Below are 17,975 nucleotides of genomic sequence, written 5' to 3' on the forward strand. Positions count from 1 at the left end.
CACGTGCATTAATTCACAACAACAATGAGACACGGAAAAAAACACAATCACTTAGGCCGTACCGACAGCCATCGCAAAGCGATGCTGAGCAACATGGCAACATCGCTTATCCTGCACAAGCGTATTACTACCACTTTAGCTAAAGCAAAAGCGCTGCGCGTTTATGTTGAGCCTTTGGTAACCAAATCTAAAAACGATACTACGCATTCTCGTCGTACTGTATTTAGCTACCTGAAAGACAAAGATGCAGTGAGCATCCTGTTCCGCGAAGTAGCTGAGAAAGTAGCAAACCGCCCGGGTGGTTATACTCGTATCATCAAGTTAGAAAACCGTTTGGGTGACAACGCCGAAATGGCCATCATTGAGCTGGTTGATTACAACACCACTTACAAAACCGGCGAAGCTGCTGCAACTACTACAACCCGTCGTTCACGTCGTGGTGGTAAAGGTGGTTCTACCAAAGCTGCTGCAACTACTACTGCCCCTGCAACAGAAGAAGCTGCAACTGCTGAAGTAACTCCTGCCGATGACAATGCTACTGTAACTGATGCTCCTGAAGCACCAGCTGCAAACGAAGAAAACGCAGAGAAAGGCGAATAAGTAGCGCTCTGTATCTTCAATAATATTAAAAGCCCTGCTTGTTATAAGCAGGGCTTTTTTTGTTTTTGGTGCAACGTGCTCAGATGGTATGTCGTCTTATAGCTGATGAAAATATTGACTTTAATAACTATCACCCTATCATTACTTTGCACAGTTAAAATTGCTTATGCACAACGTTTGCAGCGTTTTTCTAAGGCGCAGGTTGTGCAGGATATAGACACTCTATTTAGTAATGCTGAACAGATACATCCTAACCTATTCCACAGTTTAACAAAAAAACAGCTTTATACCAAACTGGATTCGCTTAAACGCTCACTTGCTGATTCTATAAGTATTGTTAAAGCTTATGAAGTTTTTTCAGAGGCCACTGCTTATATCAATGAAGGGCATACCGGTATCAATACGCCTAAGGAAGTTTCAAACATGATAAGAGACGGTCGCTTCAAGTTCATTCCTGTAAAATTATCGGGGTATAAAAACGGGCGCATGATGGTAAAAGCTGCATTATCTGGTAAAACAGTTGAAGAGATTGAGATCAGTTCTATCAATAGCATTTCTGCTCAAAAGATATGGAATCAGTTATTAAGGACTAAAGGTGGCTTAACTTCATTCAGAACAACAGTCATTATACAGCGGTTCCCGTTATTATTGTCGGCAATAGGTATTCAAGCCCCTTATCACATTGTATATACTGATGCTGCACAAAATGAGCAGTCAGCCGTAGTTCAACCTATATCGGCAACCGAATATGAAACGGTATTTAACAAAAGTGCAGATACAAAAAATTACACTTTTACTGTATTGAATAATGGTGACGGATATTTAAACTTCCGGTCAATGAGTGGCAGGTATAATGATTTCGTCAGGTTTGCCGATTCGGTATTTAAAAGCATACATGAACAAAAACTCAATCACCTTATTGTAGACTTGCGAGAGAATAGTGGAGGTAACTCAAGTCAGGGTCGGTATCTGCTTAATTATATTACCAATCAGCCTTACCGTATGGCTGCCGGATCAGAGTTAAGGGCAAGTAGGCAGTTCATCGCCCAAATGCAACAGCCTTCATTAACTGAAATATATGGCGATAAATTAAGAAGATGTCTCGCCGTACCTATTGGAGATATAATAGTGAGCCATAGTGAAAATTTAGATCAAACTGGTGAGATACCCAATAAATACCATGGCAATGTTTGCTTCCTAATTGGGCCTAACACTTTCTCCAGCGCAAATATGCTGGCGGCTACCCTTAAAGATTATAAGCTTGCCACTCTTATAGGTGAAGATACTGGTGAACCTGGAAACGATTACGGGGAGCTTTGCAATATTATTTTGCCCAACACTCAGTTTGTGGCCTTTACCTCTACCACCTTATGGATAAGGCCCAGTAACAATAAGGCAGATCACCAGCCAATTCATCCTGATTATAAAGTTAAGCGCATAGGTACACAAGATAATGTGCTGCAGTTTGCGCAGCAGTGGTTGATAACACAGCAGTAAACTAATGCTACTAATTGTTTTAATAAGGCGATGCCATAAGTTAAAGGAACATTATATATCCTAAGTACTAATATGCTTCCTTATCTGCCAAGCTGTCACCGCAATCTCATCTGGCCTGACTAAAAGTTATAGAACTGACACGATAAGACAATATTTACTGCCATTGCTGCGTTGGCACGAGGCTTGATAAATAATAAGCGTTAATCAACGTATTACAAAAAGGAAAACAATCAATCATATGTCTAAAATCATTGGTATCGACTTAGGAACAACCAACTCTTGCGTAGCCGTAATGGAAGGTAATGAACCTGTAGTTATTGCGAACAGCGAGGGTAAGCGCACTACGCCATCAGTAGTATCATTTGCTGCCAACGGCGAGCGTAAAGTAGGTGACCCTGCCAAACGTCAGGCTATCACTAACCCACGTAACACTATTTATTCTATTAAACGCTTTATGGGTAACCAATACAATGAGGTTACTAAAGAAGCCGAGCGCGTGCCTTATACTGTGGTTAAAGGTGATAACAACACCCCACGAGTAGAGATTGGCGACCGCAAATATACCCCGCAGGAAATTTCTGCTATGATTTTGCAGAAAATGAAAAAAACAGCTGAAGACTTTTTGGGTACTGAAGTAGCCGAAGCGGTAATCACTGTTCCTGCTTATTTTAACGATGCACAGCGCCAGGCTACTAAAGAGGCCGGTGAGATTGCAGGTTTAAAAGTACGCCGTATTATCAACGAGCCTACTGCTGCTGCCTTAGCTTACGGCTTAGACAAAGCCCACAAAGACATGAAAATTGTGGTATTTGACTGCGGTGGTGGTACTCATGACGTATCTGTACTTGAACTGGGCGACGGTGTGTTTGAAGTGAAATCAACCGACGGTGATACTCACTTAGGTGGTGACGACTTTGACCAGGTAATTATTGACTGGTTAGCCGACGAATTTAAGAACGACGAAGGCATTGACCTGCGTAAAGACCCAATGGCTTTACAGCGTTTAAAAGAAGCTGCTGAGAAAGCTAAAATTGAGCTGTCAAGCACTACACAATCAGAAATCAACTTGCCTTATGTAACTGCGGTTGACGGTATGCCTAAGCACTTGGTTAAAACTTTAACCCGTGCTAAGTTTGAGCAATTGGCTGATAGCTTAATTAAACGTACTATTGAGCCTTGCCGCTCAGCTTTGAAGAACGCTGGTTACAGCACTTCAGATATCGACGAAATTATCCTGGTAGGTGGTTCAACCCGTATCCCTGCCATTCAGGAAGCGGTGCAAAGCTTCTTCGGTAAAGCGCCTTCAAAAGGTGTAAACCCTGACGAAGTAGTAGCCATTGGTGCTGCCATTCAAGGCGGTGTATTAACCGGTGAAGTGAAAGACGTGTTATTGTTAGACGTAACCCCGCTTTCATTAGGTATTGAAACCATGGGCGGTGTAATGACCAAATTGATCGAGTCAAACACTACCATCCCGAGCAAGAAGTCAGAAACCTTCTCTACTGCATCTGATAGCCAGCCTTCAGTTGAGATTCACATTTTGCAGGGTGAGCGCCCTATGGCTGCTCAAAACCGTACCATTGGCCGTTTCCACCTGGACGGTATTCCACCAGCTCCACGTGGTGTGCCTCAAATCGAAGTAACTTTTGATATTGATGCCAACGGTATCCTAAACGTATCTGCAAAAGATAAAGCTACCGGTAAAGAGCAAAAAATCCGTATCGAAGCTTCATCAGGCTTAAGCGATGCTGAGATTCAAAAAATGAAGCAGGAAGCTGAAGCTAACGCTGATGCTGACAAAAAAGCAAAAGAAGAAGTAGATAAACTGAACGCTGCTGACGCGCTGATCTTCTCTACTGAAAAGCAGTTGAAAGAATATGGTGACAAGATTTCTGCTGATAAGAAAGCACCAATCGAAGCCGGTTTGGAAAAACTAAAATCAGCTTATTCAGCTAAAGACTTCAATGCTATTGATGCTGCACAAGCCGACCTGAACAATGCATGGTCTGCCGCATCAGAAGAGATGTACAAAGCTACTGCTGATGCACAGCAAGGTGGCCAGCCAGGCGATGGCGGTGCCAACGGTGGCGGCCAGGCCCAAGGCAACAGCAACGCTGACAGCGTAACTGATGTTGACTTTGAAGAAGTGAAATAATTATTTCACCTATATAATTGAAACGCCCGCTTGTAATACAAGCGGGCGTTTTTGTTTTTAAGGTAATAAAGTTGGAATAGATTTCTTAGCTACAATCAATTTAATAATTTCTTTTTCTGCACTTCAAATTCTTCTTTGGTAAGTGTACCGTTGTCTAACAATTCTTTTAATTTTTTTAATTGGTCGAACTTATCTGGTACAGCCTGTGCTACCATTCCTGGCCGTGTGCCGGTACAGATGGCTACTTCACAGTTTTTTATGGCGCTTTCAATGTCCATTTCAAAATTGCCAGGCATACGCGGAACGTTTATTACCAGCGTATATTTCTCTACCCCATCAACCACTTCTTTTTTGATACGCCTGATACGGGCCAGTGCAGCTTCACCACTGCGGCTGATGAATAAACGGTCGTCTTTATCACCATCATGGCTATGGCTCTTAATCATAAAGGCATTCATGCCACCCAGGCGTGCAGTAGCAAAACCACCATCAGAACGCGTGCCGTGGCCTAAGCGTAAGGTATCATTTACATGGTAGGTTACGCCATTTGAGGCTTTGTACTCATTTACATCATCCGCAAAAGCAGCCAACGGAATTAAAAATAACAGTGATAGTAATAAGGATTTCATGATAACAAGCAAGGTATTGATGGCTAATATACAATAATCCTTGCTTTTTAAAATTCATGAGCCGTTAATGTTTAATGAACTACCGTTTTAAATTTATGGTTGTTGAATGAGAGGAGTAATCAAAAGCAAAACTGTAAGATGAGGAGTTAACTGCATTTTTCACATCGAGATCTACACCATTCACTTCGATATTTTTTACCATATCAAATCCATGTAAAATCAGCTTGAGTTTATTAAACTTTGATGTATAGATGCCTTCGGCCTCACTCATTGTAATTTGGTTTTGCGCCGGGTTAAAAGTGATGTTACGTTTGTGGTATTGCCCGTTCTGGTAATCATAAGTTTGTCCGTCATCTTCATAATAAACAAAGCTGCTGTCCTGCTCGCCGTTCCATACATGCAGTTCTAAAATGCCATCGCCTTTGTCTTTGGTGCTTTGTGTTACACCCTGCATGGGTATAATACCACCTGCTTTTACAAACACAGGCAAATCTGTTAAAGGCGCATCAACCGTATAGCTTTTGCCACCTGTAAATTTTTCATTTGTAGAAAAGCGGTACCATACGCCTTCTGGTAAATACACGTCTGCTGTAGTTTCTGTACTTACTGCGGGAGCTATCAATAGGGCATCACCAAACTCAAACTCATTTTCGTAAGCAGTTTGATAAATGTTTTCGTCTAACGGATAATTAATAGCCAAGGTGCGACTAATGGGCAATCCTGTTTGTGCAGATTGATAGAAGCCAGAATAGATATAAGGCAACAGCCGGTAACGTAACTCAATGTCTTTTTTAATGATAGCCTCATTGTCTGCTCCCCACTTCCAGGGCTCGCGGTAAATAGTGCCCTCTTGTGCATGGTTACGGAACATTGGCGTATATACACCCAATGAGTTCCAGCGCACCATCAGTTCGGGTGTAGGGTTGCCGCTAAAGCCGCCAATATCCACACCCACCATACTCATACCTGTAAGCCCTAAACTATTCACCAGCCGTTGCCCCAGCAGCATGTGGGCATCATAGGCTGAGTTATCACCCGTCCACACCGCCGAATAGCGCTGTGTGCCGCAATAAGCGGCGCGGGTGAGTACAAATGGGCGCTGGTTACCTAAAAGCTTGCGTGTGCCTTCGTAAGTGGCGCGGGCCATCTCCATACCGTATACATTGCGCACTTCGGGCATGTACTTGTCACCGAATTTAACCATCCAGGGCATGTTTTGGTTCCATACGGCTGGCTCATTCATATCGTTCCAGAAGCCGCTTACGCCGGGTTCGGTAAGCGCTTTAAATGATGCGCCCCACCATTGGCGCACTTCGTCATTAAAAAAATCGGGGAAGTGGCAGCGGCCGGGCCATACTTCGCCTACATATTTTTCGCCGTCGGGGTAAGTGGCAAAATAGCCTTTCTCTACACCTTCGTCATACTGTTGATAACCTTCCTCAACCTTGATACCCGGGTCTACAATGGTAACTAAGTTAAAATCCATTGCTTTCAACCGGTTTAAAAGCGCCTTCGGGTCCGGAAAAGTTTCCTTGTTCCAGGTGAAAATTTTGTAGGCGTCCATGTAATCAATATCACAGTACACCACATCAGCCGGTATTTGGTGGTTACGGAAAGTTTCGGCCACTTCCAGTACCTCCTGTGCGCTCATATAGCTCCAGCGGCATTGCTGATAGCCCAAGCTCCATAAGGGCGGCATTTCCATACGGCCGGTGAGCCAGGTATAGTCTTCAATAATTCGGGCTACACCTTGTGCTCCGAAAAAATAATAATTCAAATCACCTGCATCAGCGCCGAACCAGCTGGTTTGATTATCGGTAGAAGCACCAAAATCAAAGTAGCTTTTATGGGTGTTGTCTAAAAACAGCCCATAAGTTAAGCCGCCATGTAAGCCGATGTAAAAAGGGAAAGATTCATACAATGGATCAGTTTCTGGTGTATGGTGGGGAGCATCGGTATTCCAGTTAACATAATGCGTACCCCGGCGGTTAAGCGGACCAGTTTTCTCACCGAGCCCAATGAATTTTTCATTGGCATGCAGTTTTTTATAATTGATTACCCGTGTACCCTGCCAGTTAATGCCATAACGTTCGTCATCCTCATTCAAGGACTGCCCGTTTAAGGTGTGAAAACTAAAACGCAGTGGAGACTTCTGTATAATTAGTTTTAAAGCGGCAGCGGTAAGCTCTATAGTTTTGCCAGTATCAGTATAATTCAATTCACTCAACGGCGATTGAATAACTGCAAAAGAATGATCAGGAGCGTCCGGTTCTTTGGTTACCTGTATCCGAATGATGGTCGGGCTATATACTGAAACCCTGGCCACCGCCTCGGCTGTTTTTATAACCAATTGATGTTGCTGCTGATCTGCACTTTCTATGTCGCTTAAAATTTGTACCTGCATGCGTTCGCTTATATAGACAAATAATTAAATCAATTTACTTACAGTAAATTAGTACAGCAGGAGTACGGGAGTTGTTTGTGGTAAATAAAAAAGCGCTATGAGTTTATCATAGCGCTTTTGATATATGGTTAACAGTAACTTATTCCCAAAGATTGCTTGGGTAAGTGCCGTTGTTTACCAGTTCAGATATGCTGGCTTGTACAATAGGTTTGTCCTCTTTGTAAGTAACACCGAACCATTTTGATGGCGTAGGGATCACTTTAAAAGAAGCCACACCGGTTTTAATCAGTTCATCAGCCACTAATGGGATAAAGAATTCGGCTTTAGGGTTGCTTTCATTAGCTTCAACGAAACGCTTGAACATCGGCTCGCTTTGTTTGAAAACGGCTGGGGTAAAGCCCCAGAAGTTCATAGATACACGGGTGTCATTAGGCAGCTGGTGTTCACCATCGGCATCTTTGTAATACACATCGCCATCTTTAAAGTAAACTTCGGTGCGCTCATGTATTTCAACCATGTTGCCTGCATCATCCACCTTACATACACCGCGCGATACGGAGCCATGCTCAGACAAGGTTTTATCAATCTGGTAACCGATAATTGAATACTGACTGTCTGAAGCTTCGGTGGTTAAAAATTTAGCCATTTTCTCAAAGGCATCATAACCATAATAATCGTCGGCGTTGATAACGCAAAAAGGCTCATTTACCTGGTTGCGCGCAGCCAATACCGCATGGGCAGTACCCCAGGGTTTTGAACGCTCAATTTCTTTATCAATACCAAACTGCTTTAAATCATAGCTCTGAAACACATAATCGGTTTCTACTTTACCGTTTAGTTTAGGCTCAAAGATGGCTTTAAAGCTGTCCAGAAATTCTTCGCGGATGATAAAGGTGATTTTGCCAAATCCGGCTTTAATGGCATCATATATTGAGTAGTCGATAATGGTTTCGCCATTGGGGCCAAAGCCATCAACTTGTTTCATGCTGCCATAGCGGCTGGCCATTCCTGCGGCCAGTATCAGTAAGGTGGGTTTCATAGTGGAGTATTAGTATTTTATTAAGGTTTGGTTGAACTACAACACCTGAGTAAGGTTAGTGTTTTTAATATACCTGAAATCCTGTCCGGCTTCCAGGTTCAGCAATGTTTCATAAATCAGGCGGATTACGTTGTCTACATCCTCTTTATGAATCATCTCTACGGTAGTATGCATATAACGTAACGGTAATGAAATCAATGCCGATGGTACGCCATCATTAGAGTAAGCAAAGGCATCGGTATCGGTACCTGTAGAACGTGATGACGCCTGGCGCTGGAATGGGATGTTTGCTTTTTGTGCCGATTCGATCAGTAATTTATTCAGGTTGTTTTGTACGGCCGGTGCATAAGAAATTACCGGACCACGGCCACAGGCTAAATCGCCCTGAGTTACCTTGTTAATCATCGGCGTTTGCGTATCGTGCGTAACATCGGTTACAATAGCTACGTTTGGTTTAATGTGGTGGGCAATCATCTCGGCACCACGCAGGCCAATTTCTTCCTGCACAGCATTTACAATATACAAACCGAAGGGCAGTTGCTTGCCATTCTCTTTCAGCATACGGGCAACCTCGGCAATCATGAAACCACCGGCCCGGTTATCCAGTGCCCGGCCTACATAGTAACGGTTATTTAACACGGTAAACTCGTCTTCGTATGTAATTACGCAGCCTACATGTATGCCTTTAGCTTCTACCTCTTCTTTTGAAGTACAGCCGCAATCCAGAAAAATATTTTTCAAGGATGGCGCTTCTTCCTTTTCGCCGCCTAAACGGGTGTGGATGGCCGGCCAGCCAAATACTGCTTTTACTATGCCATTATCGGTATGAATGTTCACCCGTTTTGAAGGTGCAATCTGGTGGTCGGAACCGCCATTGCGGATTACATAAATTAAACCATCATTGGTAATGTAATTTACAAACCAAGAGATTTCATCGGCATGTGCTTCAATGACAACTTTGTATTCAGCTTCAGGGTTGATAATGCCAACCGCAGTGCCGTAATTATCTACATAATAATCGTCAATGTAAGGCTTAATGTAATCGAGCCAAAGTTCCTGGCCTTTCCACTCAAAACCGGTAGGCGAGGGGTTGTTGATATATTTTTCGAAAAAAGATAATGAAGTTTCATTCACTACAGCTATGTGCTGTTTTTCTTCAGGTTGTTTTTTAGCCATAAATAGTATTCAATAAACAGATGCACTCACAAGTGCATCAGGCAAATATAAGATAACAGGGTAAAGTTGAGGTAAATAAACAAACGGAGCGGCAAAAAGATTTTGAACATTACCAATTTTGAAACTGGAGTAGTATAAACACAAGCGTTGGGCAAATGTTCGGTACTTTAAACTACAGCGAAGTAGATACGAAGGGCAGTAAAGCAATAATTAATAACCGCAGGCTACAGCGCTTTGCTCATAATTATATAATTAATTCCTTTTCTGATAAATTCTGCACCTTCGGTTTCAAATCCTTGCTTTTGATAGAAACCTACTGCTGATAACCGGGCATTGCACCATAGCCTTTTGCCGCCGACAATTTTTGCAAAAGTGGCGATGTGATCCAATACCTGCCTGCCAATACCTTTACCCTGAAAATTATCCCGAACAGCAAACTTGCGGAACTGGTATTCATCGCCATGTTTAAATAGAGAAACCACCGCAATTAATTCACCTTCCTGAAAAGCACCAAAGTGATAACCATAATTATCTTCCTCTATTTGCATAGCAGCAAGCGGTTTATCGGGGTAAAGCACATCCTTGCGCAAACGCCAGGTAATTTCGGGGCGTATTTGTTCGATGGTTAACATGGTGATTTCGAATTTCAGATGTTCAATTTCGGATTTATAAAATAAAGTTCAAGCATTTGAATACATTTCGAAATAGAACATCCGAAATCAAAAATCACCATTACAACGGAATATTCCCATGCTTCTTCCTCGGGTTGTTCACCACCTTATTCTCCAGCATTTTAAACGCTTTGATCAGCTTTTGGCGAGTTACGGCCGGTTCAATTACTTCATCAATGAAGCCGCGCTCGGCAGCACGGTAAGGGTTGGCAAACTTGTCGGAATACAACTGCTCCATTTCGTGCCATTTAGTTTCCGGGTCTTCAGCATTGGATATTTCGCGCTTAAAAATAATTTCGGCTGCACCTTTGGCACCCATTACCGCAATTTCGGCTACCGGCCAGGCAAAATTCATATCGGCACCAATATGTTTGGAGTTCATTACATCGTAAGCGCCGCCATAGGCTTTACGGGTAATTACCGTAATGCGCGGCACGGTGGCTTCGCAAAAGGCATATAATAGTTTGGCACCGTTGGTAATAATGGCATTCCATTCCTGATCTGTACCGGGTAAAAAGCCGGGTACATCTTCCAGTACCAGCAGCGGTATATTGAAGCTATCGCAAAAGCGCACAAAGCGTGCACCTTTGGTACTGGCATGTATATCCAATACGCCGGCCAGAAACGCCGGCTGGTTGGCCACAATACCAATGCTGCGCCCGGCCAGGCGGGCAAAGCCGACCACCAGGTTTTCAGCAAAATCTTTATGTACTTCTAAAAAGCTGCTTTCATCAACCAGTTCTTCAATCACCTCGCGTATGTCATATGGCTGCGAAGCATTTTCCGGCATCAGTTCGTTCAGCTTCGGGCGGGTTTCATTACCGGCCTCGTAAGGCAAGGCAGGGGCCATCTCTTCGCAATTTTGCGGCATGTAACTTAGCAGACGCTTAAGGTACTGAATGGCCTCCAGTTCATTGGCGCAGGCAAAATGCGTAACGCCCGATTTGGTGGCATGGGTAGTGGCACCGCCCAATTCTTCGGAAGTCACCACCTCATGGGTAACCGTTTTTACCACATTGGGGCCGGTTACAAACATGTAGGAGGTGTTTTCCACCATCAATATAAAATCGGTAATGGCGGGTGAGTACACCGCACCACCGGCACAAGGCCCCATAATGGCCGAAAGCTGTGGTATTACACCCGAGGCCATAGTATTACGGTAAAATATATCGGCATAGCCACCTAATGATACTACGCCTTCCTGTATACGTGCACCACCCGAATCATTCAACCCAATAACCGGTGCGCCGTTTTTCAGTGCCAGATCCATAATCTTACAAATTTTTTCGGCATGGGTTTCAGACAGCGAGCCACCAAATACGGTAAAATCTTGTGAAAATACATACACTAACCGACCACTAATGGTGCCATAGCCGGTAACCACACCATCGCCGGGGTAATGCTCTTTTTCCATACCAAAATCGGTAGACCGGTGCGCTACCAGCATACCAATTTCTTCAAAGCTGCCTTCATCCAGCAAAAAGTGCAACCGTTCGCGGGCGGTTAATTTGCCTTTTTTATGTTGACTGTCTATACGGGTTTGGCCGCCGCCGGCTAAAGCCTGCGCTTGCTTTTGGTTCAGTAGTTCTATTTTCTTATTCACAGCAGTAGGTTAATAAAAGGTGAACTGCAAGTTAAATGTCAAATGCTGCAGTTATGGTAAAACAAACCTATTCTTTTTTTGGTATATTTGCCCAAATGACAGCTAATAAGCTTAAAATATTCATTACCCTAATGTTTATAAGCATCTTTTCAATAAAGATGGGCTTATGTGCTGTTCCTGCATTTTCCAAATTGAATGCTAAGGCCGCGCTGGTTAACAGCGCCGATCCGGAAAGCAAATCAGACAGCAAAGACAGCAATGAAAAGGAAGATGCTAAAGATAAACTGTCTGACATTGATCAGGAGCTCACGCATTTTTATTTGTATGCGCCTGTGCTCACGGCAGCTAATTTCTTTTATCATCACCAGCAGTTATTGTATCACCAAAGCCATCATCCGGCGGTGCTTACGCCTCCTCCAGATTTTGTTTAACTTTAGGTAAGGTGAGCTGTAAGCTAAAGATAAATTTGAACTTACATGCCCCACTGCTATTTGATTATAGCAATAAAATAGCCTTACCAAACCAACTCGTTTATCTGAGTTTGTAAAACAGAATCAGCATTATTTCGTATTAAACAAGATTGCCGGTTACGTACACATCATATTTGTATAATACTTTATGCTAAAGGAATTAAAAGAAAAGCGCACACTCAAACAAAACCTCATGCTGGCTTCATCTACTGCTTTTGTAGCCGGAATGACCAACGTAGTAGGTGTAATCGCCTTTCTTACCTTTACATCAAATGTTACCGGGCACGTAGCTACTTTGGCACGCCATGTGGTTGAGCGCAACTTTCATGAAATCATGATCTTTTTTATCTGGCTTTCGGCGTTCTTTATGGGCGCGTTTACGGCCAGCTTTTTAATATGGTCGTTTCATCGCCGCAGCAAATACCTGGCACATGCCGCACCTATAGTACTGGAGATTATTTTATTGCTTGTTGTAGCCGTTTATGGCCATCAGTTATATAATGAAACTGATACCGAACGTGAAATTATCATTACTGTGCTGTTGTTCTCAATGGGGTTGCAAAATAGTATGGTTTCAACCATATCGGGTGGCTTAATCAAAACCTCGCACCTGAGCGGTTTGTTTACCGATTTTGGCAGCGAACTTGCCGAATGGCTACATCCCCGAACTGACAAAACCGAAGTGCTGCGCAATAAATTGTACATCCGGTCAACCATCCTGAGCTTTTACTTTGCAGGTGGCGTAACCGGAGGTTATTTGTTTAATAAATACGATTTTCTGATTTTTTATCTGATTCCGGTTATCCTGGTTACCATTATCTGCTATGATATGTTGCCATGGATACAATATAAGTTAAGCCGCGCTGTCAGATAACACCTGTTACTACTAACTCAGTAAGAAATACAAAAATTTAATCATTAGCTTATTAACAATGCGATCAATACGTGCGTGTGTTAAAAAGCTATAACATAAATAGTTTTCTGCGTTGCGGGCGGATAGGCATATCATAACCACCTGCTACGAAAAAAGATCAGGATTTTAATCTGTTACAGTATCCTTTTCCGATTTACTGAATTTCATAATGAAAAAAGCTAATCATAAAGAATTTCTTACGCCCTGGCAAAAGTTGGTGCGCATATTACATTACGAGCGTTCTACTATTAATTATATTTTTATTTACGCTATACTTATCGGGTTAATCAGTCTTACCCTGCCCCTGGGTACTACAGCGGTATTTAACCTGCTTTCTAACGGCGCTTTATATAGTTCTACTTTCATCCTGATTGCTACTATACTGATTGGTATAGTAGTGGCTGGTTTGCTGCTCATCGGCCAGCTCTCGCTGGTAGAGGTAATTGAGCAAAAAATATTTGCAAAAGCTGCACTGGAGTTTGCTTACCGCCTGCCCCGCATTAAAAAGGCTGCGCTTGAAGGTGAGCATCCGCCCGAACTGGTAAACCGCTTTTTTGATATTTTAACTATTCAAAAAGGCCTAACCAAATTGCTGGTTGATATTGTAGCGGCTGCGGTGCTGATATTTTTCAGCGCTATTGTGCTTTCATTTTATCATCCCTTCTTTATTGCTTTCGGGTTGCTCATCATTATTGGTATGATGCTGATGTTGTGGATGTACTTTAAGCCCGGTGTTGATACCAGTATTGAAGAGTCAACTAACAAATATGAGCTGGTAGCTTACCTCGAAGAGGTAGCTGGAGACCTGGAGCCTTACCGCCAATCAGCTGCCCGGCGCAACGAGGTTTTGGCAGAAACCGATGAAATTACATCACGTTACCTGGATGCCCGAAACAGCCACTTCAAGATATTGCGAAGATTTTTTGGCAGCGCCATTATACTGCGCACATTGTTGATGGGAGGCTTGTTATTGCTGGGTTCATATTTTGTGGTAGACCGGCAAATGTCATTCGGCCAGTTTGTAGCCGCCGAAGTAATTATTGTACAAATTAGTTATGCCATCGAAAAGTTGATGACGAACATGAATACCGTATTTGACATGGTAACCGGCAGCGAAAAGCTTTCGGTAGTAACCGACCTGGAGTTGGAGAAAGGAGAAGAAACCCATGCTTAGAGAAGCACCCTTTGTAGAAAAAGTAAGAAACTGGGAACAGTTAACCTTTAAATCAGCACGAACTATTTGGCCAAGCCATGGCCCGCGCTTGCTGGGGCGCATACTTATTTTAGTATTGGTAGTTATTATTATCATCATGTTGTTGCCTTGGCGGCAAACCATCCCTGGCAAAGGTGTGGTTACTGCCTTACGCCCGCAAGACCGCCCTCAAACCGTGCAGAACCAGATAGGTGGCCGTATAGAGCGCTGGGCTGTTAGTGAAGGGCAGGAGGTAAAAAAAGGGGATACGATACTGGTATTATCCGACATCAATCAATCCTATTTCGACCCTGAGTTGCCGCAGCGGTTAAACGAACAGTTAGATGCCAAGCGTGGCAGTGAAGATGCAGCCAGGCAAAAAATACAGGCTACCAATGCACAACTGGCGGCTTTAAATAATGGCTTGCGCTATCAGTTGAGTGCAGCCGAAAACAAAGTGAAGCAAGCCCAAAATGAGGTAGACATTGCCCGGGCTGATTTAACAGCGGGTGAAAACTTTTATGCCATCAGTAAGGCTCGTTTAGATCGTTATGAGGCTGGCTATCGCAACGGTTTATTTTCTTTAACTGATATCGAATCACGGAGGTTGAAACTACAGGAGGATCGGGCAAAGCTAATTAGCCAGCAAAATAAGCTGAACAATACTAAGCAAACGCTTATCAATGCCAATATTGAGCTGGATAACATCCGGGCTAAATATCAGGAGTCATTAGCTAAAACGCAGTCTGATTTAGGTTCGGCTATTTCCAGCCAGGCCAGTGTGAAGGGCGAAATTGCCAAATTGCGCAATGATATTGCCAATATCTCCATCAGGAGGCAGTTGTATGTAGTAAGAGCGCCACAGAGCGGCTTCGTGGTAAAAACCCTTAAAGCTGGTATTGGTGAAAATATTAAGGATGGCGAATCTATTGCCACGCTGCAGCCTAAAAACCCGATGGTGGCCGCTGAAATTTATGTAAGCGCCATGGATGTACCATTGATACTGGATACCAGCGATGTGCGCCTGCAATTCGAAGGCTGGCCTTCTATACAGTTCTCGGGTTGGCCGTCTGTTGCCGTTGGTACCTTTGCCGGTAAAATTTATACCATTGACCGCGTGAGCAGTTCGGGCGGAAAGTACCGTTTGCTGATTAAGCAGCAGCTGCCTACGCCTAAAAATGACGAGCCCTGGCCTAAGCAACTGCGGCAGGGGTCGGGGGTATATGGCCGTATCATACTGCGCTCTGTGCCGGTTTGGTATGAAATATGGCGTCAGCTGAACGGCTTCCCGCCAAGTTTGGAAAAAGAACCAGAACCCGGAGTAAGTAAGAAAAGTGAAAAGTAACAGTGATAGATTAAATGAAGATACGAAAGATTTTATATCTGTTGATTTGCCTGTTATTGTGTACCCATGTTAGCTTAGCGCAAAAGGTTAAACAGCCTGATACCAGCAAACTGTTTAAGCTAAGCGACTTACAAATGATGGTGTTTAAATACCATCCCATCATTAAACAGGCAGCATTGCTTACCGATGCGGCTAAAGCTAATGTGATGCAATCGTTAGGATATTTCGACCCTAACCTGAAGGCAAATTTCAATCAGAAAGTGTTCGGCGGCTATGATTACTATAACCACTGGACCAGCGAACTCAAAGTACCGCTTTGGCTGGCAGGTGCCGATTTAAAAGTAGGTTATGACCGTAATGTGGGCACTTATGCCAACCCCGAAACGCATACCAGCCTGGCAGGTTTGGCAGGTGTGGGTTTATCCATCCCGCTTGGGCAGGGCTTAATTATTGATGCCCGCCGCAGCACGTTAAGGCAAGCTAAAATTATGGTACAATATGCCGAGGCAGAGCGGGTGAAACAGATTAACAGCACCTGGTATGCCATAGCTAAAGATTATTGGAACTGGTATTATACTTACCGCCAGTATGTACTCAACCGCGAAGGTGTAGAACTGGCGCAGCGCCGGTTTGATGCCGTAAGCGCGCAAACCCGGCTGGGTGATAAAGCTTCCATCGATTCGGTTGAAGCTTATGTAACCGTGCAGGACCGCATCATACAACTGGAAAAAAACAAGGTAGAATTGCAGAATGCCAGGTTAATCCTATCCAACCATTTGTGGAATGAGCAGGGTAACCCTTTAGAGTTGCCCGAAGATGCCATTCCGCAGGCTGTGGATACCAGGTTTATACAGGTATCCAGAATAGTTGTGGATTCATTGGTAAACCAGGCAGCAGGGCAACATCCCGAATTGGTAAAATTACGTACTAAAGGAAGTCAGCTGGCTGTGGAGCAGGCTTACCGGCAGGAGTTATTGAAGCCCAAGATTAATATTAGCGGGTCATTGATCTCCAATCGTAATTCTTTCAACGGTTATGTAAGTGATAAATATGATTTCAACTGGAATAATCATAAAATAGGACTTGAGTTTGCCTTTCCGCTTTTTTTAAGAGCCGAACGGGGAAAGTTAAGGGAAGTGAAAATTAAACGGAGAGACCTGGAATATGATTTACAGCAATCCAGCCGTGAAATCAAAAACAACATATTGACTTCATATAATGATTTGCAGGCATATGCTGCGCAGCTTCGGGTGCAGCAGCAGAGCATCAATAATCAACAGCAACTGGTGAATGGCGAAAATCAGAAATTCAGTTTAGGCGAAAGTACACTGTTCCTGATCAATAGTCGCGAAACCAAACTGATTGATATGCGGATCAAATATGAAAGTATGGTGTCTGGTTATAACAAGGCGCTTGCCGAATTGTATTATAAGGCAGGAACACGGCAAGCACTGTAACCAGCGTATTTGCGGATATTTTTAACTTAATTTGTAAATCATCATATTAAAAAATACATACCATGAGCGACACCAAGTTACAGCCAGATCTTCATGATACCAGCCATATTACCTACAAAGGTTTGCTGGATGGCAATAAGGCATTTGTTACACAAATGCTGGATAAAGACCCTGCTTATTTTGAAACGCTGGCCAATGGGCAAAAACCACCCATATTATGGATTGGTTGCGCAGATAGCCGTGTGCCTGCCAATCAGATTACCAATACACGCCCTGGCGAAATATTTGTACACCGCAATATTGCCAACGTGGTTGTGCATACCGATATGAATATGCTTTCGGTACTGGATTACGCTGTTAATGTACTTAAGGTACAACACGTAATTGTAACCGGGCATTATGGTTGTGGTGGTGTATTGGCTGCCATGGGTAACAATCAATTCGGTATTATTGATAACTGGCTGCGCCACATTAAAGATGTGTATCGCTTATATGCTACCGAACTGGATGCGATTGAAGATGAAAAGGAACGCGGCAACCGCTTAGTAGAGTTTAACGTAATGGAAGGGGTGGAACACCTTACTCAAACTTCTATTATACAAAATGCCTGGAAAAACGGGCAGGAACTTGAAGTGCACGGCTGGGTATATTCGCTTGAAACCGGTTTGATTAAAGACTTACAGGTGAGTAAGAAGAATAGTAACAGCCTCGATGAGGTATTTAAGATAGCATAAATAAAAAAAGCGGGCTGTTCAGCCCGCTTTTTTTATTTATGTACCCGCCTGTCATTTGGACTGTAATGAGAAATTTCTTGGCGCACTAAG

At 43.3% G+C, this 17,975-nt stretch carries 15 protein-coding genes; 9 read left to right on the forward strand and 6 right to left on the reverse strand.

Translation table 11 applies throughout. The annotated features are described in order from the left end of the window. Window positions 1-24 precede the first annotated feature (24 nt). From rplQ to dnaK, 3 genes are all read left to right on the forward strand, one after another. Window positions 25-600, forward strand: a complete 576-nt coding sequence (rplQ, locus tag ACYVNW_RS17470) for a 50S ribosomal protein L17 (RefSeq protein ID WP_460681203.1) — start codon at window positions 25-27, stop codon at window positions 598-600. Window positions 601-705: 105 nt separating this feature from the next. Continuing rightward, entirely contained in the window at window positions 706-2,097 is a 1,392-nt protein-coding gene (locus ACYVNW_RS17475; RefSeq protein ID WP_460681204.1) for a S41 family peptidase, read from the forward strand. Window positions 2,098-2,335: 238 nt separating this feature from the next. Beyond that, complete coding sequence (dnaK, locus tag ACYVNW_RS17480; RefSeq protein ID WP_460681205.1) at window positions 2,336-4,252, forward strand: molecular chaperone DnaK; 1,917 nt, start codon at window positions 2,336-2,338, stop codon at window positions 4,250-4,252. 95 nt (window positions 4,253-4,347) lie between these two features. Here the strand turns inward: dnaK and ACYVNW_RS17485 are convergent, their stop codons facing one another. The 6 genes from ACYVNW_RS17485 to ACYVNW_RS17510 all read right to left on the reverse strand — a co-directional run bounded on the left by ACYVNW_RS17485 (window position 4,348) and on the right by ACYVNW_RS17510 (window position 11,774). Continuing rightward, the gene (locus tag ACYVNW_RS17485) at window positions 4,348-4,881 is read right to left on the reverse strand and encodes an SHOCT domain-containing protein (protein ID WP_460681206.1); all 534 of its coding nucleotides are present in this window, start codon (window positions 4,879-4,881) and stop codon (window positions 4,348-4,350) included. Between the two features lie 79 nt (window positions 4,882-4,960). Next, on the reverse strand, window positions 4,961-7,285 hold the full coding sequence (locus ACYVNW_RS17490; RefSeq protein ID WP_460681207.1) for a glycoside hydrolase family 31 protein: 2,325 nt from the start codon (window positions 7,283-7,285) through the stop codon (window positions 4,961-4,963). Between the two features lie 139 nt (window positions 7,286-7,424). Then, the gene (locus tag ACYVNW_RS17495) at window positions 7,425-8,324 is read right to left on the reverse strand and encodes a nucleotidyltransferase family protein (protein ID WP_460681208.1); all 900 of its coding nucleotides are present in this window, start codon (window positions 8,322-8,324) and stop codon (window positions 7,425-7,427) included. A 36-nt stretch (window positions 8,325-8,360) separates the two neighbouring features. Continuing rightward, window positions 8,361-9,500: a M42 family metallopeptidase gene (locus ACYVNW_RS17500; protein ID WP_460681209.1), complete on the reverse strand. Its 1,140-nt coding sequence runs from the start codon at window positions 9,498-9,500 to the stop codon at window positions 8,361-8,363. Window positions 9,501-9,724: 224 nt separating this feature from the next. Next, window positions 9,725-10,132, reverse strand: coding sequence for a GNAT family N-acetyltransferase (locus ACYVNW_RS17505; protein ID WP_460681210.1), 408 nt, complete (start codon window positions 10,130-10,132; stop codon window positions 9,725-9,727). Between the two features lie 100 nt (window positions 10,133-10,232). After that, on the reverse strand, window positions 10,233-11,774 hold the full coding sequence (locus tag ACYVNW_RS17510; protein WP_460681211.1) for an acyl-CoA carboxylase subunit beta: 1,542 nt from the start codon (window positions 11,772-11,774) through the stop codon (window positions 10,233-10,235). Between the two features lie 95 nt (window positions 11,775-11,869). Between ACYVNW_RS17510 and ACYVNW_RS17515 the strand changes: the two genes are divergently transcribed. The 6 genes from ACYVNW_RS17515 to can all read left to right on the forward strand — a co-directional run bounded on the left by ACYVNW_RS17515 (window position 11,870) and on the right by can (window position 17,885). After that, complete coding sequence (locus tag ACYVNW_RS17515) at window positions 11,870-12,205, forward strand: hypothetical protein (RefSeq protein WP_460681212.1); 336 nt, start codon at window positions 11,870-11,872, stop codon at window positions 12,203-12,205. Between the two features lie 187 nt (window positions 12,206-12,392). Then, window positions 12,393-13,118 carry a YoaK family protein gene (locus ACYVNW_RS17520; protein ID WP_460681213.1) on the forward strand — a complete coding sequence of 242 codons (726 nt, stop codon included), beginning with the start codon at window positions 12,393-12,395 and terminating at the stop codon, window positions 13,116-13,118. 208 nt (window positions 13,119-13,326) lie between these two features. Further along, on the forward strand, window positions 13,327-14,331 hold the full coding sequence (locus tag ACYVNW_RS17525; protein WP_460681214.1) for an ABC transporter transmembrane domain-containing protein: 1,005 nt from the start codon (window positions 13,327-13,329) through the stop codon (window positions 14,329-14,331). Next, window positions 14,324-15,694: an HlyD family secretion protein gene (locus ACYVNW_RS17530; RefSeq protein ID WP_460681215.1), complete on the forward strand. Its 1,371-nt coding sequence runs from the start codon at window positions 14,324-14,326 to the stop codon at window positions 15,692-15,694. The genes ACYVNW_RS17525 and ACYVNW_RS17530 overlap by 8 nt, the downstream gene beginning before the upstream one ends. A gap of 14 nt (window positions 15,695-15,708) precedes the next feature. Further along, window positions 15,709-17,151, forward strand: a complete 1,443-nt coding sequence (locus ACYVNW_RS17535) for a TolC family protein (protein ID WP_460681216.1) — start codon at window positions 15,709-15,711, stop codon at window positions 17,149-17,151. Window positions 17,152-17,213: 62 nt separating this feature from the next. Next, window positions 17,214-17,885, forward strand: coding sequence for a carbonate dehydratase (can, locus tag ACYVNW_RS17540; protein ID WP_460681217.1), 672 nt, complete (start codon window positions 17,214-17,216; stop codon window positions 17,883-17,885). Window positions 17,886-17,975 lie beyond the last annotated feature (90 nt).

The sequence above is a fragment of the Mucilaginibacter koreensis genome, from assembly GCF_054783355.1.

Bases quoted from the DNA above. Each gene is read 5' to 3' on its own strand.
- rplQ (WP_460681203.1), top strand. From the start codon at position 25: ATGAGACACGGAAAAAAACACAATCACTTAGGCCGTACCGACAGCCAT.
- ACYVNW_RS17475 (WP_460681204.1), top strand. From the start codon at position 706: ATGAAAATATTGACTTTAATAACTATCACCCTATCATTACTTTGCACA.
- dnaK (WP_460681205.1), top strand. From the start codon at position 2,336: ATGTCTAAAATCATTGGTATCGACTTAGGAACAACCAACTCTTGCGTA.
- ACYVNW_RS17485 (WP_460681206.1), bottom strand. From the start codon at position 4,881: ATGAAATCCTTATTACTATCACTGTTATTTTTAATTCCGTTGGCTGCT.
- ACYVNW_RS17490 (WP_460681207.1), bottom strand. From the start codon at position 7,285: ATGCAGGTACAAATTTTAAGCGACATAGAAAGTGCAGATCAGCAGCAA.
- ACYVNW_RS17495 (WP_460681208.1), bottom strand. From the start codon at position 8,324: ATGAAACCCACCTTACTGATACTGGCCGCAGGAATGGCCAGCCGCTAT.
- ACYVNW_RS17500 (WP_460681209.1), bottom strand. From the start codon at position 9,500: ATGGCTAAAAAACAACCTGAAGAAAAACAGCACATAGCTGTAGTGAAT.
- ACYVNW_RS17505 (WP_460681210.1), bottom strand. From the start codon at position 10,132: ATGTTAACCATCGAACAAATACGCCCCGAAATTACCTGGCGTTTGCGC.
- ACYVNW_RS17515 (WP_460681212.1), top strand. From the start codon at position 11,870: ATGACAGCTAATAAGCTTAAAATATTCATTACCCTAATGTTTATAAGC.
- ACYVNW_RS17520 (WP_460681213.1), top strand. From the start codon at position 12,393: ATGCTAAAGGAATTAAAAGAAAAGCGCACACTCAAACAAAACCTCATG.
- ACYVNW_RS17525 (WP_460681214.1), top strand. From the start codon at position 13,327: ATGAAAAAAGCTAATCATAAAGAATTTCTTACGCCCTGGCAAAAGTTG.
- ACYVNW_RS17530 (WP_460681215.1), top strand. From the start codon at position 14,324: ATGCTTAGAGAAGCACCCTTTGTAGAAAAAGTAAGAAACTGGGAACAG.
- ACYVNW_RS17535 (WP_460681216.1), top strand. From the start codon at position 15,709: ATGAAGATACGAAAGATTTTATATCTGTTGATTTGCCTGTTATTGTGT.
- can (WP_460681217.1), top strand. From the start codon at position 17,214: ATGAGCGACACCAAGTTACAGCCAGATCTTCATGATACCAGCCATATT.